Annotated in this window: 32 protein-coding genes and 2 pseudogenes; 18 read left to right on the plus strand and 16 right to left on the minus strand. The window is 69.3% G+C overall.

Features of this window, described 5'->3' with window-relative positions; translation table 11 throughout:
• Positions 1-41 precede the first annotated feature (41 nt).
• The 3 genes from KIS93_RS07260 to KIS93_RS68875 are packed head-to-tail and all read left to right on the plus strand — an operon-like array spanning position 42 to position 1,726.
• Positions 42-662, plus strand: coding sequence for a TetR/AcrR family transcriptional regulator (locus KIS93_RS07260; RefSeq protein ID WP_080038711.1), 621 nt, complete (start codon positions 42-44; stop codon positions 660-662).
• A gap of 60 nt (positions 663-722) precedes the next feature.
• Positions 723-1,454: a tyrosine-type recombinase/integrase gene (locus KIS93_RS68870; protein ID WP_080038712.1), complete on the plus strand. Its 732-nt coding sequence runs from the start codon at positions 723-725 to the stop codon at positions 1,452-1,454.
• Positions 1,430-1,726 carry a hypothetical protein gene (locus KIS93_RS68875; protein ID WP_080038713.1) on the plus strand — a complete coding sequence of 99 codons (297 nt, stop codon included), beginning with the start codon at positions 1,430-1,432 and terminating at the stop codon, positions 1,724-1,726. Before KIS93_RS68870 ends, KIS93_RS68875 begins: the two co-directional genes overlap by 25 nt.
• A gap of 381 nt (positions 1,727-2,107) precedes the next feature.
• On the opposite strand, the gene KIS93_RS07270 is transcribed toward KIS93_RS68875, so the two are convergent.
• Positions 2,108-3,037 (minus strand): coiled-coil domain-containing protein, encoded by a 930-nt coding sequence (locus KIS93_RS07270; protein WP_155127228.1) that lies wholly within the window; start codon positions 3,035-3,037, stop codon positions 2,108-2,110.
• A 217-nt stretch (positions 3,038-3,254) separates the two neighbouring features.
• On the opposite strand from KIS93_RS07270, the gene KIS93_RS07275 reads away from it, so the two are divergent.
• From KIS93_RS07275 to KIS93_RS07290, 3 genes are all read left to right on the plus strand, one after another.
• Positions 3,255-4,124, plus strand: coding sequence for a tyrosine-type recombinase/integrase (locus KIS93_RS07275; protein ID WP_222107307.1), 870 nt, complete (start codon positions 3,255-3,257; stop codon positions 4,122-4,124).
• A 492-nt stretch (positions 4,125-4,616) separates the two neighbouring features.
• Positions 4,617-5,156 (plus strand): zinc metalloprotease, encoded by a 540-nt coding sequence (locus KIS93_RS07285; protein WP_155127231.1) that lies wholly within the window; start codon positions 4,617-4,619, stop codon positions 5,154-5,156.
• 47 nt (positions 5,157-5,203) lie between these two features.
• Entirely contained in the window at positions 5,204-5,806 is a 603-nt protein-coding gene (locus tag KIS93_RS07290; protein ID WP_155127234.1) for a hypothetical protein, read from the plus strand.
• Between the two features lie 39 nt (positions 5,807-5,845).
• Here KIS93_RS07290 and KIS93_RS64755 read toward each other — a convergent pair whose 3' ends face one another.
• Positions 5,846-6,151: a hypothetical protein gene (locus tag KIS93_RS64755; RefSeq protein ID WP_186404014.1), complete on the minus strand. Its 306-nt coding sequence runs from the start codon at positions 6,149-6,151 to the stop codon at positions 5,846-5,848.
• Positions 6,152-6,452: 301 nt separating this feature from the next.
• Positions 6,453-6,623: pseudogene (locus KIS93_RS68880) on the minus strand (transposase); the annotation flags it as partial.
• 171 nt (positions 6,624-6,794) lie between these two features.
• On the opposite strand from KIS93_RS68880, the gene KIS93_RS68885 reads away from it, so the two are divergent.
• Together KIS93_RS68885 and KIS93_RS07310 are read left to right on the plus strand one after the other, a co-directional pair.
• On the plus strand, positions 6,795-7,151 hold the full coding sequence (locus KIS93_RS68885; RefSeq protein WP_080038716.1) for a hypothetical protein: 357 nt from the start codon (positions 6,795-6,797) through the stop codon (positions 7,149-7,151).
• A gap of 199 nt (positions 7,152-7,350) precedes the next feature.
• Complete coding sequence (locus KIS93_RS07310; RefSeq protein WP_155127239.1) at positions 7,351-7,653, plus strand: hypothetical protein; 303 nt, start codon at positions 7,351-7,353, stop codon at positions 7,651-7,653.
• A 210-nt stretch (positions 7,654-7,863) separates the two neighbouring features.
• Here KIS93_RS07310 and KIS93_RS07315 read toward each other — a convergent pair whose 3' ends face one another.
• The 7 genes from KIS93_RS07315 to KIS93_RS07345 form a co-directional block, all read right to left on the minus strand.
• Positions 7,864-8,178 (minus strand): hypothetical protein, encoded by a 315-nt coding sequence (locus KIS93_RS07315; protein WP_080038718.1) that lies wholly within the window; start codon positions 8,176-8,178, stop codon positions 7,864-7,866.
• Positions 8,175-8,411 (minus strand): hypothetical protein, encoded by a 237-nt coding sequence (locus tag KIS93_RS07320; protein ID WP_080038719.1) that lies wholly within the window; start codon positions 8,409-8,411, stop codon positions 8,175-8,177. The genes KIS93_RS07315 and KIS93_RS07320 overlap by 4 nt, the downstream gene beginning before the upstream one ends.
• Positions 8,412-8,807: 396 nt before the next feature.
• On the minus strand, positions 8,808-9,713 hold the full coding sequence (locus KIS93_RS07325; protein WP_155127242.1) for a hypothetical protein: 906 nt from the start codon (positions 9,711-9,713) through the stop codon (positions 8,808-8,810).
• A gap of 267 nt (positions 9,714-9,980) precedes the next feature.
• Positions 9,981-10,439 (minus strand): DUF2871 domain-containing protein, encoded by a 459-nt coding sequence (locus KIS93_RS07330; RefSeq protein ID WP_080038721.1) that lies wholly within the window; start codon positions 10,437-10,439, stop codon positions 9,981-9,983.
• Between the two features lie 166 nt (positions 10,440-10,605).
• Entirely contained in the window at positions 10,606-11,028 is a 423-nt protein-coding gene (locus KIS93_RS07335; protein WP_080038722.1) for a DUF4267 domain-containing protein, read from the minus strand.
• Positions 11,028-11,546, minus strand: coding sequence for a cupin domain-containing protein (locus tag KIS93_RS07340; RefSeq protein WP_222107308.1), 519 nt, complete (start codon positions 11,544-11,546; stop codon positions 11,028-11,030). The genes KIS93_RS07335 and KIS93_RS07340 overlap by 1 nt, the downstream gene beginning before the upstream one ends.
• The gene (locus tag KIS93_RS07345; protein WP_186403950.1) at positions 11,531-12,136 is read right to left on the minus strand and encodes a TetR/AcrR family transcriptional regulator; all 606 of its coding nucleotides are present in this window, start codon (positions 12,134-12,136) and stop codon (positions 11,531-11,533) included. Before KIS93_RS07345 ends, KIS93_RS07340 begins: the two co-directional genes overlap by 16 nt.
• An 83-nt stretch (positions 12,137-12,219) precedes the next feature.
• Between KIS93_RS07345 and KIS93_RS68890 the strand changes: the two genes are divergently transcribed.
• A complete protein-coding gene (locus KIS93_RS68890; protein ID WP_155127245.1) occupies positions 12,220-12,354 on the plus strand; it encodes a M55 family metallopeptidase in 135 nt (44 codons plus the stop codon).
• A gap of 199 nt (positions 12,355-12,553) precedes the next feature.
• Complete coding sequence (locus KIS93_RS07355; protein ID WP_186403951.1) at positions 12,554-13,228, plus strand: polyprenyl synthetase family protein; 675 nt, start codon at positions 12,554-12,556, stop codon at positions 13,226-13,228.
• On the opposite strand, the gene KIS93_RS07360 is transcribed toward KIS93_RS07355, so the two are convergent.
• Entirely contained in the window at positions 13,199-13,399 is a 201-nt protein-coding gene (locus tag KIS93_RS07360) for a zinc-binding dehydrogenase (protein ID WP_222107309.1), read from the minus strand. The genes KIS93_RS07355 and KIS93_RS07360 overlap by 30 nt on opposite strands.
• Before the next feature lie 323 nt (positions 13,400-13,722).
• Here KIS93_RS07360 and KIS93_RS07365 point away from each other — a divergent pair, with 323 nt between their 5' ends.
• Entirely contained in the window at positions 13,723-14,298 is a 576-nt protein-coding gene (locus KIS93_RS07365) for a Tn3 family transposase (RefSeq protein WP_155127248.1), read from the plus strand.
• Between the two features lie 305 nt (positions 14,299-14,603).
• Positions 14,604-15,473, plus strand: coding sequence for an MBL fold metallo-hydrolase (locus tag KIS93_RS07370; protein ID WP_080038727.1), 870 nt, complete (start codon positions 14,604-14,606; stop codon positions 15,471-15,473).
• A 108-nt stretch (positions 15,474-15,581) separates the two neighbouring features.
• On the opposite strand, the gene KIS93_RS07375 is transcribed toward KIS93_RS07370, so the two are convergent.
• On the minus strand, positions 15,582-16,379 hold the full coding sequence (locus tag KIS93_RS07375) for a helix-turn-helix domain-containing protein (RefSeq protein ID WP_230466169.1): 798 nt from the start codon (positions 16,377-16,379) through the stop codon (positions 15,582-15,584).
• A gap of 126 nt (positions 16,380-16,505) precedes the next feature.
• Positions 16,506-17,339: an alpha/beta fold hydrolase gene (locus KIS93_RS07380; protein WP_080046738.1), complete on the minus strand. Its 834-nt coding sequence runs from the start codon at positions 17,337-17,339 to the stop codon at positions 16,506-16,508.
• Positions 17,340-17,675: 336 nt separating this feature from the next.
• Here KIS93_RS07380 and KIS93_RS68895 point away from each other — a divergent pair.
• The 6 genes and pseudogenes from KIS93_RS68895 to KIS93_RS67335 all read left to right on the plus strand — a co-directional run.
• Positions 17,676-17,738 (plus strand): annotated as a pseudogene (locus KIS93_RS68895) (hypothetical protein); the annotation flags it as partial.
• 196 nt (positions 17,739-17,934) lie between these two features.
• The gene (locus tag KIS93_RS07385; RefSeq protein ID WP_230466484.1) at positions 17,935-18,504 is read left to right on the plus strand and encodes a recombinase family protein; all 570 of its coding nucleotides are present in this window, start codon (positions 17,935-17,937) and stop codon (positions 18,502-18,504) included.
• 78 nt (positions 18,505-18,582) lie between these two features.
• Positions 18,583-18,741, plus strand: a complete 159-nt coding sequence (locus tag KIS93_RS07390) for a hypothetical protein (protein WP_155127254.1) — start codon at positions 18,583-18,585, stop codon at positions 18,739-18,741.
• Positions 18,742-18,834: 93 nt separating this feature from the next.
• Positions 18,835-19,542 carry a Na+/H+ antiporter NhaA gene (locus KIS93_RS68900; RefSeq protein ID WP_080038728.1) on the plus strand — a complete coding sequence of 236 codons (708 nt, stop codon included), beginning with the start codon at positions 18,835-18,837 and terminating at the stop codon, positions 19,540-19,542.
• 204 nt (positions 19,543-19,746) lie between these two features.
• Complete coding sequence (locus KIS93_RS07400; protein ID WP_080038729.1) at positions 19,747-20,946, plus strand: coiled-coil domain-containing protein; 1,200 nt, start codon at positions 19,747-19,749, stop codon at positions 20,944-20,946.
• A 136-nt stretch (positions 20,947-21,082) separates the two neighbouring features.
• Entirely contained in the window at positions 21,083-21,214 is a 132-nt protein-coding gene (locus KIS93_RS67335) for a hypothetical protein (RefSeq protein ID WP_268966956.1), read from the plus strand.
• 85 nt (positions 21,215-21,299) lie between these two features.
• On the opposite strand, the gene KIS93_RS07405 is transcribed toward KIS93_RS67335, so the two are convergent.
• From KIS93_RS07405 to KIS93_RS07415, 3 genes are all read right to left on the minus strand, one after another.
• A complete protein-coding gene (locus KIS93_RS07405) occupies positions 21,300-21,863 on the minus strand; it encodes a dihydrofolate reductase family protein (protein WP_080038730.1) in 564 nt (187 codons plus the stop codon).
• A 138-nt stretch (positions 21,864-22,001) separates the two neighbouring features.
• A complete protein-coding gene (locus tag KIS93_RS64775) occupies positions 22,002-22,316 on the minus strand; it encodes a helix-turn-helix transcriptional regulator (protein WP_080038731.1) in 315 nt (104 codons plus the stop codon).
• 93 nt (positions 22,317-22,409) lie between these two features.
• Positions 22,410-22,817 carry an STAS domain-containing protein gene (locus tag KIS93_RS07415; protein ID WP_186403952.1) on the minus strand — a complete coding sequence of 136 codons (408 nt, stop codon included), beginning with the start codon at positions 22,815-22,817 and terminating at the stop codon, positions 22,410-22,412.
• Positions 22,818-22,849 lie beyond the last annotated feature (32 nt).

The raw sequence follows: 22,849 nt of genomic DNA on the forward strand, positions 1-22,849 counted from the left end.
TGACCTTAACTCATCTCAACAGAACCTCTATCATGTGAGCCGTGAGCACTCGGACTTCCCCTCGACGCGCCGACTACGCGGCACTGACCCGTCAAGCGATCATCGACGCCGCACGCACGCTGTTCGCCGAGCGCGGCTTCTTCCGCACCAAGATCGACGAGATCGCCGAGCTCGCCAACGTGGCGCCGGGGACCGTGTACGCGGTCGGGGGTGGCAAGCAGGGGCTGCTCGGGATCATGGTCGACGAGTGGGCGAGCGCACCTCTCCTCAAGGAGAGCCTGGAGCGCCTGCCCGCGCTGCGGGACTGCCATGAGATCCTGGCCCTCGTGGCCTCGGCGAGCCGACAGGTCCGCGAGGATCACGGCGCCGTCATGCGGATCCTGCTGAACGCCGCGCCGCACGACGACACCGCCGCGCAGGGCTTGCGTGAATCAACCGAGCGTTACCGCGGCACGCTGGCGGCGGTAGCCGAGCGCATGCACGAACTCGGCGGCCTTCCCGACGGCGTCGACATCCGGCGCGCGACCGACATTCTCTGGTTCTACTTCGGCTATTCCGGTTATTTCACGCTCACCGACGACAACGGGTGGTCGCTTCCGGAGGCGGAGCAGTGGCTACTGGCCCGCTGTGAGCAGGCACTTCTCCTCCGCCCCGCCTCGTAGGACCGACCGTCGACGCATGCACTGCCTCGATGAGCGTGGCGGCAGGGACTCCGCGCCACTTTGCGGCACGCGCTGAATATCGCGATCAAGCAGGATCGGCTGATCGACTTCAACCCGGCCGCGGTGGTCGAGCTCCCCGATGCTGAGCGTCCGAAGGCGCTGGTGTGGACCGATGAGCGGGTGGCCGACTGGAGCCGGGAACTGCAGCAGCGGCTCGCAGTGGAGGAGCGGCAGCGCGGGGCTCGGCTGAGCCGCGCCAGCATGATCAACGTGTACGCGTCCGTGCCCCGGCCATCGCCGGTGATGGTCTGGACGCCGTCCCACACCTACACCTTCCTCGCCCAGGCGGCCACTCACAGGTGGTCCGCGCTGTATCGGTTGATCGCTCTGCGCGGGCTACGCCGAGGGGAGGCGGTCGGGCTGCGCTGGAAGGATGTCGACCTGAACGCCGGTACCGCTGGGGTGCATCGGCAGATCACCCAGCTGGGCTGGGAACCGGTACAGGGCAGGCCGAAGACGGAGGCCAGCGACCGCACCATCGCCCTGGACGAGGACACCGTCACCGCGCTACGCGCGCACCGCAAGCGCCAAGCCGCCGAGTGGCTGGCCGCGGGCGAGGCCTGGACCAACAGCGGGTTCGTCTTCACCGACGAGATCGGCAGGCCGCTGCATCCCCAGCAGGTCAGCGACCACTTCTACCAGATGGCCTTCCAGGTGGGCTACCGCCGGTGCGGCTTCACGATCTCCGACACGGCGCCGCCTTGCTCATGCTTGCCGCCGGGGTCGATCTGAAGGTGGTACCGGAGACCCTCGGCCACGTCTCCTCCACCTTCACCCGCGACACCTACACCAGCGTCTACCCCGAGGTGACCCGCGCCGCCGCCGAATCAACCACCGCCCTGGTCGACCCCGCCGCCGCGAGCGCCCAGACCGCCCGCCTGATCACTGCCCACCCGCACTTAAGACACCACCACCTGAACCGCCGAGCCCAAGCAGGCCCGCCGACCCTTCGGCGGGCCTGCCTTGTGCCCTCAAGGGCTATCGCACAGGTGACACAAGGCTGATCGATCGATCCTGAATCGGCGCGGTGCACAGGCAGAGCAGTTCGCTGCGAAAGCAGAGGATCTTTAATCTGCTGGTCAGAAATGCCTGGTGAGCGAGGCGAGTCGGCTTGGACAAGGCTTGACCGCACGTGAAGCCACCGCTGACCGCCGACGCCGTGCAGGTCTTCTGGCTTGATCTTCTGATGGTCGTCATCGGGGTCTGAACTGACGATGGCGGTTCAAATGATCCACCGCCGAACACGGTCCGTACACAAGAGCAACCCACCGAGCAACCAACCATGATCAACATCGAGACTCGAGGCCGGCGAAAACCGAGAAACCCCAGGTCGAACGCGGTATTGGGGAGTAGGGCGGGTGGGACTTGAACCCACGACCCACGGATTACGAGTCCGATACTGCTGGTGCTTTTGCCGTAACGCCAGAAGGAGCTTCGGCTTCGATCTGATCAGGTGCGCGATGGGATTGCTGCTCGCGCAGGAGCGCCTGTGCGACGGCGGCGGCCGTGACGGCCTCTTCGCGTTGCTGGTGGGCGTTCTTCAGGGCGCTGGTGAGGTCGGCGAGTTCGCCTCGCAGGCGTTCGGTCTCGCCGACGGACGCTGCCCTGGCTTGGTCGGCGAGGGTCCGGGCCTGCTCGGCCACGGCGGCCGCGGTGACGGCTTGCTCGCGCCGTTGCTGTTCGGCGGCCAGCGCCCGGCGCAGCCGGTCGGCCTCCTCGGCGTGCGCCCCGGCCATGCCGCGTGCCTGGTCGCGTTCCTGCTCGACTTGCCGGGTCCGGGCTTCCTGCTCCTGCAGCCGGCGACGCAGGTCGGCGAGCTCGTCCTGCTGCTCACGGGTCTGCTGCTGCAGTTCGGTGATGCGGGCGGTCGCGGTGGCGTGCAGTTCGGTGAGTTCGCTGGTGCGCCGGCGGGCGGTGTCCCGGTTGTGCTCGGCCTGTCGCTGCCGGTCGGCGGCTTCGGTGGCGCGCTGCTCGGCTTGGGCGCGGGCGGTCTGGTGCTCGCCGACCTGGCGCCAGGCGTCCTGCTCGCGTTCCTCGGCACGATCGCGGGCGGTCTCGGCCTGGACGCGGGCCTGTTCGGCGGCGGCGATCCGGGTGGCGGCGGTGCTGGCCGCGGTCATGGCGCGTTGCTCGGCCGCCGCGGCGGCGGCGCGGGCTTCCTCGGCGGCCTGTTCGGCGGCCTCCACCTGGGCCAGTGCGCCGCTGCTCAGCTCGGCCAGTTGGTTGCGCAGCGCCTCCTGGGCGGCCTGCCACTGCTCGCCGGCCGCCAGCAGCGGCGCGAGCAGGTCCCCGACACACCTGGCAGCGCGTGCCACAACAGCGGGCGAGAACGGGGCGGGAGACGGGCGTGCACGACGAGCGAGAGACCCTGCCGGCGCCGGCGGCGGGGGAGCGGCCGCCGATTTATCCGCTGCCAGAAAATGGGGCGCACGAAGCCGGGCATACCGCCGCGGACTATGCCCTCAGCGCGCGCACCCAGCAGCGCATCGCTGACGGCGTGCTGGCCAACACCCGCCGCGCCTACGCCCGGCAGTGGGCGCTGTCACCGGCTGGTGCGCCACCCAAGGCCGCATCGCGCTGCCCGCCACCGCCCACACGCTGGCCGAATACACCTCCCAGCTGTGCGAGGCCGGCCAGGCCCCAGCCAGCATCGAACAGGCCATCGCCGCCGTGCGCACCATGCACCGCCTGGCCGGCCACCCCGGCCGGCCCGCCACCGACTCCGCCCGCCTGGCCCTGCGCGCCTACAAACGCGACCGCGCCGAAACCGGCGGCCGCGGCCAGCGCGAAGCCCCGCCCATCACCATCGACGCCCTGCGCGCCATGGTGTCCGCCTGCGACCTCGACACGGCGATCGGGCGGCGCGACCGGCTGCTGCTCGTGCTCGGCCTGGCCCTGATGGGCCGGCGCAGCGAGCTCGTCGCCCTGCAGCGCGAGGACGTGCGCGAGGTCCCCGACGGGCTCGAGGTCACCATCCGCACCAGCAAGACCGACAAGGACTCGACCGGCGAGACCATCGCCATCCCGCGCGGCAGCCACCCGCTCACCGACCCAGTCGCCGCCTGGCGCGACTGGCTTATGGTGCTCGACCAGGCCGGACACAGCAGCGGGCGGCTGCTGCGCCGCATCAACCGGCACGGCACCCTCGGCCCCTCCCTCGGCGCCGACGCCGTCAACACCATCGTCCGCGACCTCGCCATCCGCGCCGACGTACCCTCCGCCGACACCGTCACCGCGCACAGCCTGCGCGCCGGCGGCGCCACCGTCGCCTACGCTGCCGGCGTCCCCGTCGCCGTCATCGCCAAGCACGGCCGCTGGGCCCCGGCTTCACCCGTCGTGCTGCGCTACATCAGAGCCGTCGACCGCTGGCGCGACAACGCCATGCGCAATGTGGGGCTCTGAGCGGCCTGTAGATTCTCAAAATCTGAGGCTTTCCAAGCTGATCGCGCTGGTCAGAAGAGGCTTCTCGGCAAGCCAGCAGTCGACCAAGATCCGATGCCTCTACCGGAGAGCCTCGGCTGTGCTGCTGCCCGCACCGCGCCACCACGATCGTGCAGGCCATCCTCGTCCTGCAGCTCATCGACGGAGGCCGCGACTCAGAATGAAAAGCGCTCGATTTCTCAGGGTCGGTGTCCGGGCAGTTTCCGCGCACCTGGGAGGACCGGCCGGTATGACGGAGACGATGGTTTCCGGAACTCTGCGTTGATCTTGTGCGTATAACTGCGCGTCGAGTACCGTCACAGCGTGCAAACGGTTTCCGCCGACGTGAACCGCCCGTAGTAAGAACGCCTTGCCGAGACCGCGTCGGCCGCCCGTCCGGGCGCGACCGGTGACCGTGCAGTTCCTCCACTCGTCACGCTGTTCCGCCCTGCCCGAGAAGAATCGAAGTGGATCGTGGCATTGTCAGACCTCCGCGCCCGGAACGCGAAAAGAAAAGCCTCGCGACTGCTGGCCGCGACTCTCGCCGGCATCGTCTGCGTGAGTATCAGCGCGACCCCCGCGTCCGCACACTGGAACGGGACGGGCCAGCTCATCGCCCGCATCGGCCTCTACCCCTACAACTACAACGACACGTGGCAGAAGCCGATGAACAAGGCGCTGGCCAACTGGAATGCCACGTCCTCCCCCGCCGACATTTACAAGAACCGGAACTCCGGCTCGACGATCACCGTGAAGTCGTACCGGAACACCTGGTACGGGCACTACACCCGATGCGGCGACAGCTGCCTGTACATCAAGCTGAACAGCCGCACCATCAATCGGGACGCGAGCAATTTCTCCAACTACGTGACCGGCGTCTTCGTGCACGAATTGGGGCACGCGCTCAATCTGGCGCACAACAGCACCACCTCCATCATGAACAGCAGCAGAAATCGCGACACGATGACCAAACCGCAGTCGCATGACGTCTCGGACGTCAACGCCTATTACTGACCGGCCCCGCCCGACGACATTCACGAGGAGAACGGGAGTCGAAGTCGATGAAGGCTCGAATGTGGCGGCTCGGGGTGTCCGCCCTGGCTGCGCTGTTGCTGTCCGCCTGCGCGGCGGAGGAGAAAAACGTCATCTACGCGGCCGACTATCCGGCCTACGACAGCGTCGACGCGCTGTTCGCCGGGGCGAAGCTGGTGATCGAGGGCCGGCTGACCGGGGCCAAGCGGGTCATGACGGAGGTCGAACCGGCGGACGACGGCACCGAGACCGATCCGCAGCTGAATCCGAACGCCGGGGCCACGCCCGACGCGGAGGCCCCGCCCGCCGCGCCGCCCACGGTCATGACGGTCAGTTCCGTCGAGGTGGTCAAGGTGCGCAAGGGGCTGGCCCGGGTCGGGCAGGTCATCCAGGTGAAGGAGCTCGGCGGCACGCTGGACGGCGTGACGTACGAGGAGGCGGACGCGACGCCGTTGAAGTCGGGCGTCACGTACATGCTGTTCCTGGAGACCTATCCCGACTCGCCGGCCTCGCTCCTCAACCCGGAGCAGGCGAAGTACGTCGTCACCTCGGCGGGCACGTATTCGGCGATGCCGGACAACCCAGTCCACCTTGAGGACGCCGACGTCGAGCGGTTGTCGATCAAGGAGTGAGACCGTGAGGCCGTCCCCGGCCCCTGGAGCGGGACGGCATCAGAGCCTGGGGGCGGTCAGGTCGTAGACGCGGCGGGCGTTCCCGGCGCCCACCATGGCCACCCCCGCGCCGCCTGGCCCGTCGACCATTTCCCCGTCGGCCACGAACTCGCCCAGGACTCGCACCAGCGCCCTGCGCCACAGCGTCGCGCCGAGATGGTGCAGCTCGGCCGGAGCCCACGCGTCCGAGAAGAACAGCCGTTTGGCGAACGGCGCCACCTCCAGGCTCTGCGCCACCAGGGCTGCGGCACGGGCGCCGGTGTAGGTGACGGCGAGGCCCACGTCGAGATGGATGACCGGGTACACATGGACGACGTGGCCGGCGTGGCGAACGTATGGACAGCAGAGAAGCGGCATGATCGGCACTCCGGTCGGCTCGGCTCGTTCGACGAACCCGCTCGTCGCACCGCTCGCGGGCCGAGGGCGACCGGCTCCGGGCCGCGTCGTACGTCGCCGGCGCGAAGCCGAGTACCCGACAGATCGGCTCGACGCCAAACCTTTTGGGGGCCGCCTCGCGGATGCGCTCGATCGCCCGGCGGGTGGTCTGCAGCTCGGTCTCCAGTTCGGCGATGCGCCGTCTGGCGGCGGCCGGCTCGGCCTTCTCGCCCCTGGTCAGATCCGGCTCCAGACCGCGACCGATGCGGTCCTGGCGACGCCAGGTGTAGATCGCCTGCGTGCTGATGCCCAGGTCATGCGCCAGCTCGGTGGCCGTGCGGCCTGCTTCGAGCATGTCCAGTACCTTGCGCCGGAACTCCGGCGGGTAGCCCCGTCGTCCCATGCCACTTTCCTCTCATCAAGCGGCACAAGAATCCAGAAATCCACCCCTACTCAACCCAGAGCACACCAAGCGCCCATGTTGTCGGCGCCCTCGGCGATTACCTGGTCCACCCGGCTGTCCGGCCCTTCCTTTTCGGATGCACGGGAAGACGATTCCGGCTTGCGGCGAAGGATGGATGATCGTGACCGCCGACCGGAGGCCGACCTGGTGCTCGCCGGCGCCCTGGTCCAGGTGCCCGCCACCTGGACCTTGGCCGGGGTCGGCGTCGTGGCCTTCGGCCTGCTCCCTCGCGCCGCGGCCGCGATCTCCTGGGCGGCCTTCCTGTTCGTCAACCTCTTCGGTGAAGTGCTCGGCCCGATCCTCGGCATCGACTACTGGATCGCCAAGGACGCCGTGCCCTACCCCAGCCTGCCCATGGTCATCTCTGGCGAGCCCTTCACGGCCACAGCCATCGCGATCATGACGGGCGTCACCGCCGTCCTCATCGCGGCCGGTCTTGCCGCCGTCAGACGCAGAGCACTCACCTGAGCCTCAAGGATCGTCGCGGTGAGATCCGCCTGGGTGACCGGGCGGATCTCGCCGTTCCCCCAGCGGACACCGCCCCTGCGGTGCGGGCGCTCGTCGCACCTCATGCGATCATCACAGAAAGTAATGAAACTGTAACGCTAAGTGAAAATGGCGCGGGTAGGAACCTTACGACAAATCCCCTGACCAGGAAGGTTCCCCCATGAGACGCGCGCTTCGCGCGGCTGCGGTCGCGGTGCCGGCCTTGCTCGCCATCGGCCTCGCCACCGTTCCCGCCCACGCCCTCACCGCCGTTCCCAGCCAAGCCCAAGACGGCGACCCGGGCGACGACGACGGCGAGGGCGACGTCGCTGACGAGTTCGGCCTGATCAACTTCGGCAACGACAGCGACTTGCTGTCCAATCTCAACGTCTGCGAAGTGGAGGTCAACATCATCGCGATCCCGATCCTGGACCACGACGACGAGAGTCAGTGCGTCACCGTTGACAACGACGACGACAACTGACGCAGGCGCGTGCGGGGTCCGCCTGTCCCATCAGGTGCGCGCGGCCAGATACCACGTCACCCGACAGCCCCCCGAGCGGTCGGCGGCTTGTGAGAAGGACCGCCGCACAAGTAGCGGCCCCCGCCGCTGGGCGGGGGCCGTTCGCCACGCCCGTCCCGGCCCGGCCGGGCGGCTCGTCGCTGACGGCGACGAGGTCAGCCGACCCCGCCTTCACAGGTCCTCCGCGAGGCGTCGGTATGCGCGGACGGCTTCCATCTCTTGAGGGGACAGGGTGCCGTGGTACTCCATGAACCAGTCACGGATCAGCCGCTGGGGCTCGGTGGTATTGACGTACCGGCGGGCGCCCTCGACCGTGATGGGGACCGTGAGGGTGTCATGGTCATGGGAGGACATGACGGTCAGTCCGGTGATGAAGCGCCGGCGGGAGTCCACCACGCCGGGCGCGGAGATGACGAGCATCAAGCGTTCCCGGGCGATTCCCTTGGGGGAGTAGAGATAGACCCCGCCGGTCTGGAGTTGGATCACGCTGCGCCTCGCCCGTGGAACTCGTCATCGGCGGCGGCGGCTTCCTGCTCATCGGCGAGCGCCTCGGCGAGGACTTCGTCGCTGGAGTGATCGGCCGGCGCGCCCTTCACCAAGGCATAGTAAACGGCGGCCTTCTCCATCCATGCGGACTTGCTCAATCCCTCTCGCTCGGCTGCGGTCGCGATGAGGTCGAGGGCGGTTTCACTCAAGCTGAACGATGTCGTCTTGGCCATGCTCGGATGATACGACTTGCAATGCATCATGCACCAGACAGTGTCATAGGATCTCTAATAGAAGTCCTATTATCTGGGCTCCCATGTCACGTCCTCTCCTGCAGACGCAACCCCGACCGACCCCAGACAGCGTCACAGTGCCAGGGTTGTCACGTGACGCAGCGGCTCGTTCAATACCGGGGAATGTCACCGTGCCACCGCATCCCAGAGGCCGGCCTCGCTCGGACGCGTTCGGTACGCGATCTACGAACCCTGCGGCGTCGGTCTGTTGAAGAAGATCATTTTCTCGTCTCCGTGGCACGGCTTCGCGTTGGGCACGCCGGCCCTGCGCGAGCTGGAGATCCGCCATCCGGCCCTGACCTGGTAAAACCACCGGGCAGTACGCGCATGCCCGAGTCAGCACTCGTCGGTCCGCGCCCCGGGGACGGTGGTGGCGGGGGCCGCGGGCAGGCCGGGCTGGGCCCAGAGCAGGTAGGAGATGGCACCGGCGTCCGCGGCGGGGCCGATCCAGAAGACGCCGGTCTGCTTCGGGACGGCGAGGCCGTAGTGCCCGGCATTGGTCCTGATGCACCAGGAGCGGTCCTGGGTTCCCGGCTGCCAGTCCTGGAACTCGCTCGTCCAGGCCGTGGAGGGCATGGACATGCAGGCGTGCAGCGTCGGCCGGCCGGTCCCGGCGAACCGCGCGGCCGCCGCCCCGTTGACCAGCCTCGGACCTACGTTGAAGCCGAACGTCTCAACCTGGATGTCCGCCGCGCGGGCCGCGGGCGAGTCGTCCGGCGAGGTGCGGCCGGTGTCGAGGTCGAGGGAGCCGTCCAAGTCTCCGGGGACGGTGCCGCGCACCGCGACCGCGTCACCGTTCCCGGCGTCGGTGACGGCGACCTCCGCCGCGGTGCCGGGTGGGATGATCACCTTGATCTGCCGCTCCTTGACGTAGAGGTCCACGTGCTTGAGCTGCGTGCCGTTCACGCTGACCTTGAGTTCGTGATCGGTGCCGAGCTCGAACACGCTCGTCCGCCGCTGCCCGTGGAGCGTCTGCTCGATCAGCAGCCACGTCTTGTCCTTCGGCACCGCGTGCTCGATGAGGTATCGCGCCAGGGCGTCCGCCGCGAACAGGCCGAGACTGACCGCGATCCCAGGGATCGCCTTCGGCACCACCTCAGGCAGGACGGCGAGCATGATAGGCGAATAGGTCTCGTAGACGCCGGCGATCGCCTTCGGGGCACAGTCGCTCTGGTCGCAGCCCGAGATCAGGCCGCCGATCAGGACGCAGGTGACGGCTACGGATGCTGTGTGTCGAGACATGGTTCGTCCCCCGCCGGTCGCGTCGCCCCGCTCCAGGATCGGCCTGCGGCCGGACCCTGGCAAGAGCGGGGCTGGGACGAGCCCGGCCTCCTGGCGACGTCGAGGAGCGCGTTCGCGGCAGGCCGGGCAGGTGACGCTCTCGGGATGCGGCAAGGTCATCGTGTACGGCGCCTGCGGTGGACGGCCGGACATTGACGGACCTTTCCAGTACGGCCTCGCCGCCCTGATCGAAGAGCAGGCCCCATGAGGGGAGTGTTCCGAACGCCGTCAGCGGGCCGCATGCTGCGGCGTGCCGGCCGTGGCCGGCTCGCCCGCCGACGCGGACCTGGCGGGGATGCGCTTGCCCAGCGTGACGAACAGCAGGATCAGTCCCACCGTCAGGAGCACGTGTCCCAGCCCGGAGACGATCGCGATGGCTTCGCCGCTGGGCTTGCCCAGGACGGTCAGAGTGCCGTGCAGGGTCATCATGAGGACGGTCACCGTGAGGCCGGCGTTGTAGACCCAGAAGAACCAGCCGAAGAGCCGGACGGAGGTCAACGCGAACAGCTTCTCCAGGGCGAGGACAACGAGGAAGAACAGCATCCCCAGCGCGAGCAGGTGCGTGTGGACGACGCCCAACTGCGTGTCGCCGGTGAAACCCGTCAGCTTGGTCATCTCGCGGTAGTAGAGACCGCTGACCAGACCGACGATCATGTAGACGTGGGCGATGTTGAGGATCTTCCTCATGGGGGCTGACCTTCACTTTCGGGGGGCGGGAGGACCCTGTCGGACTGCGGTCCGATTTCGCGATGGGCGCTGATCAGCGCTGTGGGATCAGGGTCCGGCGTGACGGGGGTGCCACTGCGGGATATGGCTCAGCCGGCGGGCCGACGTTGGGCTGTCGGGTTGGCTGTCAGGCGACGGGTTGCGGTGACCGGGCTCGGGAACCGCTGAGCAGGAGGGCGCCCGCAAGGATGACCGCCGCGGCGGTGGCGCCGTGCACGCCGAAGGCGGTTGCGGGTTCTCCGCCGGAGAGCAGCACGATAAGCATGTCGCCGATCGGGGTGACCGCCGTGGCCAGCATGACCCACCCCAGGACGCGGCGGTTGCCTCTCACCAGGACCGTGAGGATCACCAGGCCGGACGCCAGGTCCCGGGCCCCCTTGACGGCAAGGAACCCCGCGCCCTCGCCGTGCGGCCAGCTCGGTAGGCCGAAGTTGGGCGCCATGGATTGGGGAGCCAGCAGATAACTCACCCCGACATAGCCGATGAACAGGGCGCCGATGAAAGCGAGAACAGTACCGATCGTGGTATGAGAGGGCAGTTTTGCGGACATCAGGAAATCTCCCTCGATGCTGGTGGGGGCTCAGGACGCTTGGCGGTCGCGGGTCCAGGCCGGGCTGTCGAGGAAGTGGTTGTCGTACACGTCCTGAGAGGCCAGCAGTTCCTCGAGGGTGGCCTCGCCCCTGCGCAGGCGGTCGAGCAGGCGGAAGTACTCGAAGCGCTGGATGCCGGGGCGACGATGATGAGGAGGTCGGCGGTGTGGCCGGGGGCGGCGGCGAAGGCGTGGGGCATCAGCGGGGGCACGGCCGCCACGTCGCCCGCCTCCAAGGTCACGATCTGCTCGCCCGCCAGGACGCGGGCCTTGCCCGCCAAGATGTAGAACAGCTCGGTCGAGGCGGCGTGGTGGTGGGGCACGGCGCCGTCCGCGCCTTCGGCGAGCGTCATCCTGATGGTGCTCAGCGCGCCGCCGGTGTCGCTGGAGTCGAGCAGCAGCCGTCCGGTGGCGGTGGGCGAGATGATGGTCTCGGCGTCGATCTCGCGGACGATGGCCGCTTCTACGATCGTGGACATGTCAGGCTCCCTTCGAGCGCGGAGGACACGAGCCGTTCCGCGTAGGCCCGGTCGACCGGCGCTCCTGTGATCAGTACGCGGTAGTAGAGGGCGCCGGCCAGCTGGTCGAACAGCACCTCGGCGTCCAGGTCGGCGCGCAGCTCGCCGCGCACGCGTGCCCGCTCGATCAGGGCGAGCGCCATGGCGTTGCGTCTGGCGTACTGCTCGCGGGCCAGCCGGCCGATGTCCTCGTGCCTGGCCGCGGCGGCCACGAGCTCGCCGGCGACCCCTGCGGATGGGCCTTCGCGGCCGCCTGCCGCGCGCATGCGGTTGAGCGCGGCGGCGATCTTCTCCAGGTAGTTGACGAGGTCGGCCCGGATGTCGCCGGTGTCGGTGATCTCGTCGTCGGCCTGCAGGCGCGCCACGACCGCGACGGCCAGGTGATCCTTGGTCGGCCAGCGCCGGTACAGCGTGGTCTTGGCCACGCCCGCCTGCTCGGCCACCTCATCGATGGACAGGCCCGCGTAGCCGCGCTCGAAGATCAAGGCGGCGGCGATGCGCAGCACCCGCTCGTCCACCTGCGTGTCACGCGGGCGTCCGCGAGGTGTCATTATGCCTCCCATTTCGATACCGAGGTAGCGAAATAGAAGCTATACCGCCTCGCGCAATTACGCAACACAAGTTTCGTATTCGGATGAGCGGCCGACTACCGCGACCTGCGTTCAGGTGCCGGAACGGCCGCTCACACGGTGAGACCGGGATCAACGCCCTGCTCGTGGGCTCCTATGGCGCACCCGTCGTCCTGGCCAGCGGCGATGCCGCAGCGTGAGACCGCCGTAGTGCCGGGCGGTCTCACGCTGCCGGGTCAGACGCCGGCTCGGCCGGCCGGGCCCGCCGCGGGAAGGCCTCGGCGAGCACCTCGGCCACCGCCAGGTCGTCGAGCACGGCGAAACGCCGCGGGGGAGCGGGGGAGCGGAGGCACGCCTCCTCGCCAGTTAGCAAGGATCATCCAAGACGAGTTCCTCCGCATGACCGCGCAAGCGGTCTTGCTCGTCCTGGAGGCCGGCACCGCGCTGCTGACCCTCGCAGTGCGCATGCTGGCCACCAGCCGCTACCACCGCCGCGACCAGATGATCACCGCGCTGATGGACAGCGTCGTAGGCAACAGCGAAGGCCGGCTCGCCGACCTCGCCCTCGACCACACCACCGGCCGGCCCGCGGACCCCGCGACCTGCCTGAGGGCGGCCGAGGCCAAGACGGGGCCGACCATCCGCGCCGCCTGCCGCCTGGGTGCCCTGGCCGACGCCGCCGCCCCCGGACAGGTCGACGACATCACCGAGCTTGGCACCCCCATCGCCCTCGTCATGCAGCTACGCAACGACCTGGACGACCTATGGGCCCCGCTCACCGGAGACACCCCCCACGCCGCACCGATCTTGGCCTGCGGTTCGGGTACGGCGGTGGCCCGGTGCACGTGTTCGAGGGCGCCCTCCGTGGAGACGACGTGGGCACGCCGGAACCCGGGGTCGAGGTCTTCGATGTTGAGCGAGAGGATCTCCTCTGCCCGGGCCGCCGTTTCGTGGCGGAGCCGCCACAGCACCCGCTCGCGCAGGGAGTGGCCAACTCGTCAGCCCGCAAGGGACGGTCGACGGCATCGGCTGGCAGGGCACTTCTCATGCCACCTTGATGACGACTTTTCCTGAGGTGTGACCGTTCTCGACGGTGGCGAGGGCGGCCGGGGCGTCGGAGAGCGGGTGGATGGCGGTGATCACGGGTGCGAGGACTCCGTCGAGGGCCAGCCGGGCGGACCGTTCCAGGTTCTCGCGGTCGAGGCGACGCTCGACGAAACGCCCACCGAGATCGAGCACAGACATGTCACCTACGGCGACGCCGGTGCGGGGATCCCGGGCCAGCGGCGCGACCGTCCGCAGCGGGCGTCGTTGCTCGACCGGTACGCGACGGTGAGGCCGTTCATCGACATGCTGTCGGCGGTGATCCCCTGGGGCCGCGACCGAGGCCGGCATCGAGGTCCTTTCCGCGCTGCGCGGCCTGCCGAAGGTGATCGCGGCCCGCAAGCCGGGCGCCGAGCACATCCCGGGGGTTCGAGGGTCTGGTGACGGGGTCGTGGCGTGGGCTGGTGTTCGCCAATCCGAAGCTGGAGGCCCCGGCGATCGACCGGCCTGGCTATGTGTTCTGCATGCTGAAGCTGTTGCACGATGCGCTGCGTCGCCGGGACGTGTACGCGGTCTGCTCCGACAAGTGGGCCGATCCGCGTGTCCAGCTGATCGAACCCCTGTTGTGGGTGCGAGAGCGGGACACGGTGCTGACCGCGCTCGGCCTCCCGGCGGATCCCGCCGAGCACCTGGCCGACCTCGCCGACCTTCCGGACGGCGCGTTCCGGCAGGTTGGGGAGGGTCTGGCGGGCAACGACGCGGCCAGGATCTCGGGCGGGAAGTTGTCGCCGGCCCGGTTGGAGGCGGCCCCGCACCCTGAGGGTTTCGCCGCGATTCACGACGCGGTCGCGGGGATGCTGCCCCGGATCGACTACCCGGAGCTGATCTTGGAGGTCAACGCCCGGACGGGGTTCTTGGACGCGATGCCGCACATCTCCGGGTCGCAGGCGCACCGCGACGACCTCGATCTGAGCCTGGCGGCGTTGCTGGTGGCCCAGTCGTGCAACATCGGGCTGACGCCGGTCGCCAAGCCCGGCATCGCCGCATTGGCCGCGCTCATCACCAAGCGCGGGCTGGCCGCCCGCGACCAACCATGGTGAGCATGCGGGTGTTTCTGGTCTTTGGGGCGGGTCGAATCGAGCCGCACAATGCCCGAACAGCCGTTCTCGAACGGTCAGTGCCGGACGGTCCCGCGCCTGAAGAACGGGGGCGAGCAGCAATGGAACGGTCAGCGGCGTTAGCGCGGCGGCTTCCAGGTCCGTGAGGACCGCCCGCGCGCGGGCGTGCCCTGTCGTACGGGGCAAGGAGCGGACCGCACAGGCCGTGGTCCGCGAGCGCAGCACGTTCAGGTGCCGGCAGCAGGGCGAATGATCACTCGCGTGCATGGCATGGCAGGATCGCAGCCATGTCCCCAAGCGTTCCTCACCTGCGGATCGGCTCGACCGAGATCATCGCCCTCGCCGATGGCGAGGGCCCGTTCTTCTCCCCGCGCGGCGAGGCCTTCCCTGAGGCCACGGCCGGTCAGTGGGCCGAGGCCGACCGGTACGACCCGGGCGCGGTCGACGCCGAGGGCCGCTGGCGGCTCCAGTTCCGCGCATACGCGATCCGCAGCGACAAGAGCCTCACCCTCGTGGACGCCGGAATCGGCCCGGCGGACGGTCCGGCCGTCTCGTGGGCGCCCGTGCCCGGCGTGCTCCCCGAGTCGCTCGCCGCCGCGAACATAGATCCGGCCGAGGTCGACACCGTGGTGCTCACGCACCTGCACACCGACCACGTCGGATGGGCGGTCGTGACCGAGGCGGCTGTCCCGTCAATGGGCGGCGCGGTGGATGGCGCCCCTACGTCCGGCAGCACGACCGGCGACCGCCGCCCCTACTTCCCGAACGCCGAATACCTGCTCCAGCGGGCCGAGTTCGACGCGCTCGACGCGCTCAACCCGCAGCTACGCGAGACCCTCACCGACCCGCTCTCGGCGGCCGGTCAGCTCCGGCTCCTCGACGGGGACACGCCGCTGCGCGCCGGGCGCGCGGTCGCCACGCCCGGCCACACGCCCGGTCACCAGAGCGTGCTGGTCGCCGACGGGCGCGAGCTGGCGCTCGTCACCGGCGACCTCCTGGTGCACGCGCTCCAACTGCTCCACCCCGAGCTCGCCTACTCGCACGAGCTCGACCCTGAGGCGGCCAGGCACTCAAGGAAGCGCATGCTCGGCCACGAGACCGGCACCACACTGCACCTGGCGACACCGCACCTGACGGAGCCGTTCATCTCGGCCTGATCGGCGGTCGTCCGAGCCGTCCGGCACGAGCGGGCCGCGAATATGCAAACGCTTCAATCTCGTAGCGACGTCGGCCCTCTGCGGTGCGACCAGCGGCTGACCTGTTCCTCAACACCGTCGCCCGCGCGCGCTCGTGTCTCGGCGGGGTCTGGGCGGGCGTTCGCAGGAGGGCGTGCTTGCGCCGGCGGGCGATGAAGTCGGCCACGCGACATCGTCCACCGCGAGCCACGGCGCGGCGGCCAGGGCCGTGGGCGTGAGCCCGGCGAACGTCGCGACCTCCCGGTGCAGGTGGGACTGGTCGACGTAGCCGCTCTCGCCGGCAACGCGGGCGGCGGCGTGACCCGCCGCGAGAAGGTGGGCGGCGTGGTCGAAGCGCACCAGCCGGGCGGCGCGTTTGGGGGTGATGCCGAGCTGGGATCGGAAACGGGACCACAGGCGCTTGCGGCTCCAGCCGACCTCGTCCGCCAGGCCGTCGACCCGCACCCGCCCCCCGATGGTCAGCGTCCGCCGCCAGGCGTAGGCGATCTGCGGATCGACCGGCGGGTGGGCGCCCAGCCGCCGGCCGAGGATGTCCACCGCGATGGTGAAGCGTTCGTCCCATGACGCGGCGGCGCGCAGCCTGTCCTCGGCTCGGCCGGCGTCGTGGCCCCAGACCTCCTTAAGGGCTACCACCGTCCCGCTGAGCTCGGCCGACGCGCCGAACAACGCAGCTGCCGCGACCGGATCCAGCCGGATCTGGAGCAACTGGCCGACTCCCCGGCCGGTTGCCCGGAGATCGCCGGGCAGGAGCCCGACGACGACACTGCCGCGCTCGTGCCGGCCACGGGTTTCGTAGACGACGCCTTGTCCCTCGCTCAGATCGACGAGCAGGGTGACGGACGGGTACGCGACCATGGCGATGTCCACCAAGGCCGGGGCACGATGGCGGAACCCGGCCATGCTGACCCCCGGCAGCCGAACCGACGGGCGTGGGACTGCGACGTCCACCCACGCCCGGCCGGGTGGCGTACCGGTCGGCAACACCTGGCCAGTCTAGGCATCGGGGATCATGGGTTGTCGGCGGCCCGTTGCCGTGAAGCTCAGCAGCAGTTCGCCGACCGTCTCTGGCGCTTCCAGCATGGGCAGGTGCCCGACGCCGGGCAGCAGCTCGACCCGTGCGTCCGGCACCGCGTCGTAGCGGTGCGCCGACGACGGCTCCCAACGGGGGTCGGCAGCGCCGAAGATCACCTGCACGGGGACCTGGAGGGCGGCCAGGCGCTCGGGCATGCTCCGTTCGGCGATGTAGGCGGTGTTGTGGCGCAGCACCGTTCTCATCACGCGGTAGGTAATGGCCCGCACGTCGGCGACCACGTCGTCCGGGAGGTTCACCGGGCGAGCGGCCGTCGCGCTGACCCCCTTGCGGATCATCGCATCCGAACGCCTCGACCACAGGAGCGGGCCCAACGGCGGGGCCAACAGGAGCCGAAGGATGAACGGCTGCCGCAGGAGCGCATCCGGGCTCGGGCCGCTACTGATCAGTGCAAGCGCACCGACGAGGTCGGGACGTTGTTCGGCGAGCGCGGTGGCGACGTAGCCGCCGCTGGAGTGCCCGGCCACGGCGACGTGACGAAGGCCGAGGTCGTCCAGCAGCGCCGCCACCTGGCCCGCCTGCGCGGGCACGTCGTACGACGGCGCGGGCGGGGACTGGCCGCAACCCGGAAGATCCACCCGGATGACATGATGATGGCCGGCCAGCGCCGGGACCACCGGACCCCAGAAGCCGCCCGAGGCCCCCGATCCGTGGATGAGCAACAACGGCGGCGCCTGCCGCGGGCCGTCATGGACCACGTGCATCCCATGCGAGTGCTCAATGTCGTACTCATTCATGCGGAAACTATGCATAGGCGGTTGACTATCAGTCTTGGACAAATGTTCCCGCGGAGTCGAAGGCCGACGGCCCGCCACCATCGTCTGGACTCACCACTCAGGTTGGAGTGACCGGAGCCACGGTAGCTCTGTGTAGTGGTCGTGACTGTTTGTGTTCTCAGAAATGGTCAGTTCCGAGAAGACGATCAAACGCCGGGACCCTGTCCGGTTTATCCTTGATCTTCGTTCTCATAACCTCTCGCAAAACTGTCTTCTCAGAACATCGCTTGCGGCAGGTTCTGCGACATGACCGAGCTCGCCGATCCGGCCGCCGCCGTCGAAGCCTTCGACTGCCCGATGTGTGCAGCACCGGCGGGCAGCGCCTGCCGGACCCGGGGCGGAAAGGTCGCACCCAAGTACCACACGCCGCGCTTCATGCTGGTGCCGCAGCTGCGTACCGAGCTGGAGGTGCGCACCCCGGCCGAGCGCAAGCCGGGCCGCCTCTGGCAGGCGGGCCCGGCGGTGGACGCGTCGGCGCCGGCGGCCAGGCCGACCCGGGGTCGGCTATGCCCGGTGCAGCACCGCGCAGCAGGAGCTGGACAGCCAGCTCGACGCCCTGAAGCAGGCGGGCTGCGAACCGATCTTCGCCGAGAAGATCAGCACGCGCATCAAGGTACGGCCGGAGTTCATCAAGGCGATGAACTACGCCCGCACCATCAAGCAGGCCGTCCCGCACCAGCGGGTGATCCTCACCGTGCACGAGATGAAGCGCCTGGGCCGCGGCGCCGCCGAACTGCTGGCCATCGCCGAGGACCTGCGCCACCACGACATCGAACTGGAGTTGCTGACTGGGCCGCTGCAGGGCATCTACAACCCCTCCGGGCACGGCGCGGCATTGTTCGCCTTCTTCGCCGGGATGGCCGAGTCCGAACGGGAGTACGTGGGCGAGAAGTCCCTCGAAGGCCAGGCCTCAGCCCGCGAGCGCGGCCGTCACGGCGGGCGGCCGAAGGTGTTCGACGACGACATGATCGCCTACGCGCGGTCGCTGCGCGAGCGCGGCATTGCCGTGCCCGACATCGCTCGCAAGCTGGTCATCCCCACCGGCAAGAACAAGGGCCGGCACCCCTCGGTGGCCAGCGTCTACCGGGCCCTGGCCGAGGCGGAGCCGGCCGGGACGGCGGCCTGACTCCACTCCGGTCGGGCTCCGTATCGAGCCTGTAAGGCGGCGTCAAGACGGCAGGCTGAGGTCGCGAAGGAGGCGGCAGTGCAGCACGTTGACCCTCGCATGCGCCTCTGCGTCGCAGCCCTGCCGGGCAGGTCTGCCCGGCAGTTGCGGCCGCTGGGGTTCCGGCCGATCGGCACGAACGGCTACGTCAGCACGTGGGGCGCGATCACGAGCGTCTGCCCACCGAAGGACGCCTGAGCTCACCACTTCGGCGGAGGCGCGCGGGCTGAGGCTTTCGCCTCCCCGCGGTCGGCTCGCACCCCTTCGTACCGTCTTGGGAGACGTTCCTTCATGCCTGCTGTTCTCACCCGGATCATCGCTGCGCTGCGCTCGGATCCGGTCAGTGGCCTGCTGCTCATCGGCGCCGCGCTGGTGGCGTTGGTCTGGGCCAACTCGCCGGTGGCCGGCTCCTACGAGGCGCTGGGCGGCTTCGCCTTTGCCGCCCGGATCCAGGCTGGCCTCGGGCGCGATGCCGTCATCACGGGCTTGTCGTATCGGCTGCTCGCACCGGCCGAGGCCGGCAGCGCGCAGGCCGCGGTGCGGGCGGTCGCCGACGGTATCGGGGACCCAGGCAACCTCCGGATGCTGGTAGTGGGTGGACGCCAGCCAACTCGGCCCGGTGGCCGACGCCGACGCGCTGCAGGAGCTCCGGCGGGCTCCGCAGGTGGCAGGCCTGGTTTACGAGGTGGCCTTCCAGGTGCGCGCACGCTGGTGGCGGTGACCTGTGACCTCCTGTGGCTGGTCAGCTGGCTAGGCCATCGCGAGATAGTCCGCGCAGTTCGCGGCGTGGAACTGCTCGATCATCACCCCGTTCTCGGTCCACAGGGTGCCCACCGTGTCGTCGGTCCCTGGGCCAGTGGACCGGCAGGTCGGGCACAGGCGAGTCACGGCCTCGGGCTGGTTGATGGTTCATGTCCTCGCCTCGCAGACCGGGAATGCGAACACGGCACTTCGTCACGGGAGTTCAAGATCAGTACCAGGGGTCTGTCCTTAGCGTAGCTACCCGTCAGTAGAGTCCCGGGTCCCCGTCACACCTGACCCGGGGCCAGGCCACGGCAGCGTTCTCTGGGGTGATCTCCGTCGGTGCCCGGTTACTTGCGGGAATTCTGCCTTCTCGCAAGTAGAGGCACGCTTCGAGCGGTGCAACGGAATCGATTTTCTGATTTCTATTTTCTGGAAAATCGAAAATGCTACACTGGCGGCGTGACAGTGGAGAGTGGCGTGGTGACGCCTTGTCAGCATTGCGGGGCGCCGATTGAGCAGCGGCGGGGGAGAGGGCGGCCCAAGGCGTACTGTCCGGAGAAGGACTGCCAGGCGGCGGCCAAGCGGGAGAGGGAGCTGCGGCGGGCCACCCCCGGGCTGGAAGGGGCGCTGGCCAGGGCCGAGCAGTTGTACGACCGGATGGAGAGTGGGCTGGCGGCGGCCATCGAGCCGTTGGCTCGGGCGTTGGCGGAAGAGCTGAGCCCGGCCGGGGTCGAGGCGAAGCTGAGTGCTGTGCAGGCCGAGGCGCACACGCGGGTGGCGATCGCGCGTACGGAGCGGGAGCAGGCGTTCGAGCAGGTGCGGATCGCGCGCGAGGCCACCGAGCACGCGCGCAGGCAGACGGCCGAGATGCGGGCGCGGCTCGAAGAGGCCGAGCAGGAGCGCGAGACCGCGCTGAGTGATGCCGAGCGGGCGCGTGAGCAGGCGCTGGCCGCGTTGCGGGAGGCGGCGAGCACCGAACGGCAGGCGTTGCAGGCGGCTGAGGAGGCCAAGCGGCGGGCCGAGCTGGCCGATCGCCGGGCCGAGGAGGCGGCCCGGCGGGTCGAGCTGGTCGAGCAGGCCAGGGATCAGGCCGTTCAGGAGCTGGCCGAGCGGGTCGAGCTGGCCGGACGGCAGGTCGAGGAGGCGCGGGCGGAGGTCGTACAGGCTCAGGAGGACGCGGCTCTGGCTCGGGAGGAGACGGAGCGCGCCCGGGAAGAGACGGCGGCGGCCGTTCTGGCCCGTGAGCAGGCCGAGCGTGAAGCGATCGGGGCCAAGGCGCGCGAGGAGGCGGCGGCGCAGGAGCGCGACCGGGCCGTGGAGCGAGCGGTCAAGGCCGAGCGGGCGGCCGCCGAGGCCGAGCGGGACCGTGCGGTGGCGCTCAAGGAGGCGGCACGGGCGGCTGAGGAGGTGGAGCGGCTGGCCGGGAAGGTGGCGGCGCTCGAAGAGGAGGGGGCCGCGGCTGTGGCGCGCGAGCGTAAGGCGGTCTCGCGGGAGAAGTCGCGGGCCGATGCGGCTGTCAAGGAACGTGATCGGTTGCAGGGGGAGCTGCGGCTGGAGCGGATTCGGCTGGAGGATCTACGGGCGGAGCTGGAGTCGGCGCGGGCGGAGGCGGCGCAGTTGCGGGAACGTGCGGTGGCGGCGGAGATGCGTTTGGCGTAGTACGGCGTGGCGGAGAGGCCTTCCACGTTGCGGGAGGTTGCGAGAGGCGTTGCGGGAGGTTGCGAGAGGCGTTCGGCGTAGTCGAGGTCGGGGAACGCGGGGACAGCCATTGGCGGCGAGATGGATCATGGTGCGCATGGTCGCCGCGACCTTCGGAAACACTGAAGATCTTGTTGTCGCGCCGGACTATCCCGCCATGTTCGGGCCGAAGAGCTCACTGTTCGGGCCGAAGAGCTCACTCGACACGGTTGGTCGTGCACCGCCCTGATCTGCTTGAACAGCCCGTACCGCTAATGACTGTCCCGTTGTCCCTCGCCCCCGGTAACGCCCAGCCCGGTGCGTGGCCGATCAGCTCAGTGGCGGACGCGGTAGCGGATGTGGGTGGCCTCGGGCGTGTCGAGGACCTGAATGATCTCCAACTCGATCTCCGACGGCAGGACGTCGAACAACCGGCGTCCTGCGCCCAGGAGTACGGGAATGTGGTGGATCTGCACTTCATCCAGCACTCCGGCCTGGAGGGCCTGCTGCACCGTGTACGCGCCGCCACGAATCTGGACGTCTCGTTCCCCGGCGGCGGCCTTCGCCTGTGCCATCGCGCTTTCGATGCCGTCGTTCACGTAGGTCACCAGCGGATAGCCCCACCGGGCGGCCGGGCTGGGCGGCCGGTGGCTGGGGACGAAGATCGGCAGACCGTTGTGAGAGCCGCCCCAGTGGTCCATGAGTTCAGCGGTCCGCCGTCCGGCGAGGATCGCACCGGCCCCGTTCCATTCGTCTTGGAACTGCTTGACCGGCCCGGGATGCTGGTCGGAGTCGGCCCACTTGTGCAGCCGCTCGCCGTCGTCGCCGCCGAGGAAGTCGTTGGGGTCGGCGATGTACCCGTCGAGGGACATCGACATGTCGAGCACTGATTTGGACACGGCCCACTCCTTGTTTCACGGCGTGGCCCCTCGGCCACCGCGTTCCTCATGATGTGGCCCGGTCAGAGCCGTCCGCGATACATTCGGCGGCAGCCGAACCCGGAGGAACCCGGGCATGCCCACGCTGACGTTCACCGCCTACGAGGTGACCTCGATCAGGTTCGCGTTCTCCCCGCTCAGGGAGGTCTCCGCCAGCATCCACGCGCTGCGAACCCCGGCCGGCCGGACGCTGCACCTGCCCTGGCTGGGTTGCCCTTCGCGCGGCACTTCGATGTAGCCGGCCTCGCGCAAGTCGCTGATGATGCCCGTGACGGCGCGCTGGGTAATGCCGATCGCGTGGGCGATGTCGCTGATGCGTGCCTGCGGGTTGTCGGCGAGAAGGCGCAGTACCCGGGCGTGGTTGGTCAGGAAGGTCCAGGTGGGGCCACCGTCTGCGGGATCGCCGGTGCTCATGAGATCCTCCGCAGGAACGAAGTCGAAGCCTCACAAACCTGGACACTTTATGGCGCGGAACATCTTTCAGGTGTGGCGGCCTGTCGCGTCGGTTCAGGCAGGCTCAGGCTCACCTGGAGGCTGTTCGACCCCCGGCCCCAGTGTTGGATGGATGACCTGGATGGCCTCTTCGACCGACGTCTCGACCTGGAAGGCGGTGCGCAGGCCGGTGATGGTCAGGATGCGCTCCAGCAGGGGCGGGACGCCGGACAAGACCAGGTTGCTCTGCTGTTCGCGGCTTTGCCGCAGCAGCAGTACCAGCACGCCGACGCCCATTGAGTCGCAGAACGTCAGCCCGCTCAGGTCCACCACCAGCCCGGCCGGTTGTGTCGTCGCCCAGGCGTCCTTGATCTCCTGGTGCAGCAGCCCGGCAGAGGCGTAATCGAGCTCGCCGACGACGCGGGCGACGATGAAGTCCTCATGCAGGCCGATGGTGACGGTGAAGTTGCTCGGCTCATCCATGCCCGCCATCATCCTCGGCGCCAGGGCAGAAG

This window comes from [Actinomadura] parvosata subsp. kistnae (assembly GCF_900323885.1).
In the GTDB taxonomy this organism is placed as follows: domain Bacteria; phylum Actinomycetota; class Actinomycetes; order Streptosporangiales; family Streptosporangiaceae; genus Nonomuraea; species Nonomuraea composti.

Excerpts from the sequence above, each read along its gene's own strand:
- KIS93_RS07330 (WP_080038721.1), bottom strand. The coding sequence starts at position 10,439 with ATGAGGAAGATCCTCAACATCGCCCACGTCTACATGATCGTCGGTCTG.
- KIS93_RS07325 (WP_155127242.1), bottom strand. The coding sequence starts at position 9,713 with ATGTCTCGACACACAGCATCCGTAGCCGTCACCTGCGTCCTGATCGGC.
- KIS93_RS07360 (WP_222107309.1), bottom strand. The coding sequence starts at position 13,399 with ATGTCTGTGCTCGATCTCGGTGGGCGTTTCGTCGAGCGTCGCCTCGAC.
- KIS93_RS07355 (WP_186403951.1), top strand. The coding sequence starts at position 12,554 with ATGACCGCGCAAGCGGTCTTGCTCGTCCTGGAGGCCGGCACCGCGCTG.
- KIS93_RS07345 (WP_186403950.1), bottom strand. The coding sequence starts at position 12,136 with ATGACACCTCGCGGACGCCCGCGTGACACGCAGGTGGACGAGCGGGTG.
- KIS93_RS07335 (WP_080038722.1), bottom strand. The coding sequence starts at position 11,028 with ATGTCCGCAAAACTGCCCTCTCATACCACGATCGGTACTGTTCTCGCT.
- KIS93_RS64775 (WP_080038731.1), bottom strand. The coding sequence starts at position 22,316 with ATGAGCACCGGCGATCCCGCAGACGGTGGCCCCACCTGGACCTTCCTG.
- KIS93_RS07340 (WP_222107308.1), bottom strand. The coding sequence starts at position 11,546 with ATGTCCACGATCGTAGAAGCGGCCATCGTCCGCGAGATCGACGCCGAG.
- KIS93_RS68890 (WP_155127245.1), top strand. The coding sequence starts at position 12,220 with ATGAGCGGCCGACTACCGCGACCTGCGTTCAGGTGCCGGAACGGCCGC.
- KIS93_RS67335 (WP_268966956.1), top strand. The coding sequence starts at position 21,083 with ATGGTCGCCGCGACCTTCGGAAACACTGAAGATCTTGTTGTCGCGCCG.
- KIS93_RS07290 (WP_155127234.1), top strand. The coding sequence starts at position 5,204 with ATGAAGGCTCGAATGTGGCGGCTCGGGGTGTCCGCCCTGGCTGCGCTG.
- KIS93_RS68875 (WP_080038713.1), top strand. The coding sequence starts at position 1,430 with ATGCTTGCCGCCGGGGTCGATCTGAAGGTGGTACCGGAGACCCTCGGC.
- KIS93_RS07310 (WP_155127239.1), top strand. The coding sequence starts at position 7,351 with ATGAGACGCGCGCTTCGCGCGGCTGCGGTCGCGGTGCCGGCCTTGCTC.
- KIS93_RS07365 (WP_155127248.1), top strand. The coding sequence starts at position 13,723 with ATGCTGAAGCTGTTGCACGATGCGCTGCGTCGCCGGGACGTGTACGCG.
- KIS93_RS07415 (WP_186403952.1), bottom strand. The coding sequence starts at position 22,817 with ATGGATGAGCCGAGCAACTTCACCGTCACCATCGGCCTGCATGAGGAC.
- KIS93_RS07320 (WP_080038719.1), bottom strand. The coding sequence starts at position 8,411 with ATGGCCAAGACGACATCGTTCAGCTTGAGTGAAACCGCCCTCGACCTC.
- KIS93_RS68900 (WP_080038728.1), top strand. The coding sequence starts at position 18,835 with ATGCCTGCTGTTCTCACCCGGATCATCGCTGCGCTGCGCTCGGATCCG.
- KIS93_RS07380 (WP_080046738.1), bottom strand. The coding sequence starts at position 17,339 with ATGAATGAGTACGACATTGAGCACTCGCATGGGATGCACGTGGTCCAT.
- KIS93_RS07370 (WP_080038727.1), top strand. The coding sequence starts at position 14,604 with ATGTCCCCAAGCGTTCCTCACCTGCGGATCGGCTCGACCGAGATCATC.
- KIS93_RS68885 (WP_080038716.1), top strand. The coding sequence starts at position 6,795 with ATGGATGATCGTGACCGCCGACCGGAGGCCGACCTGGTGCTCGCCGGC.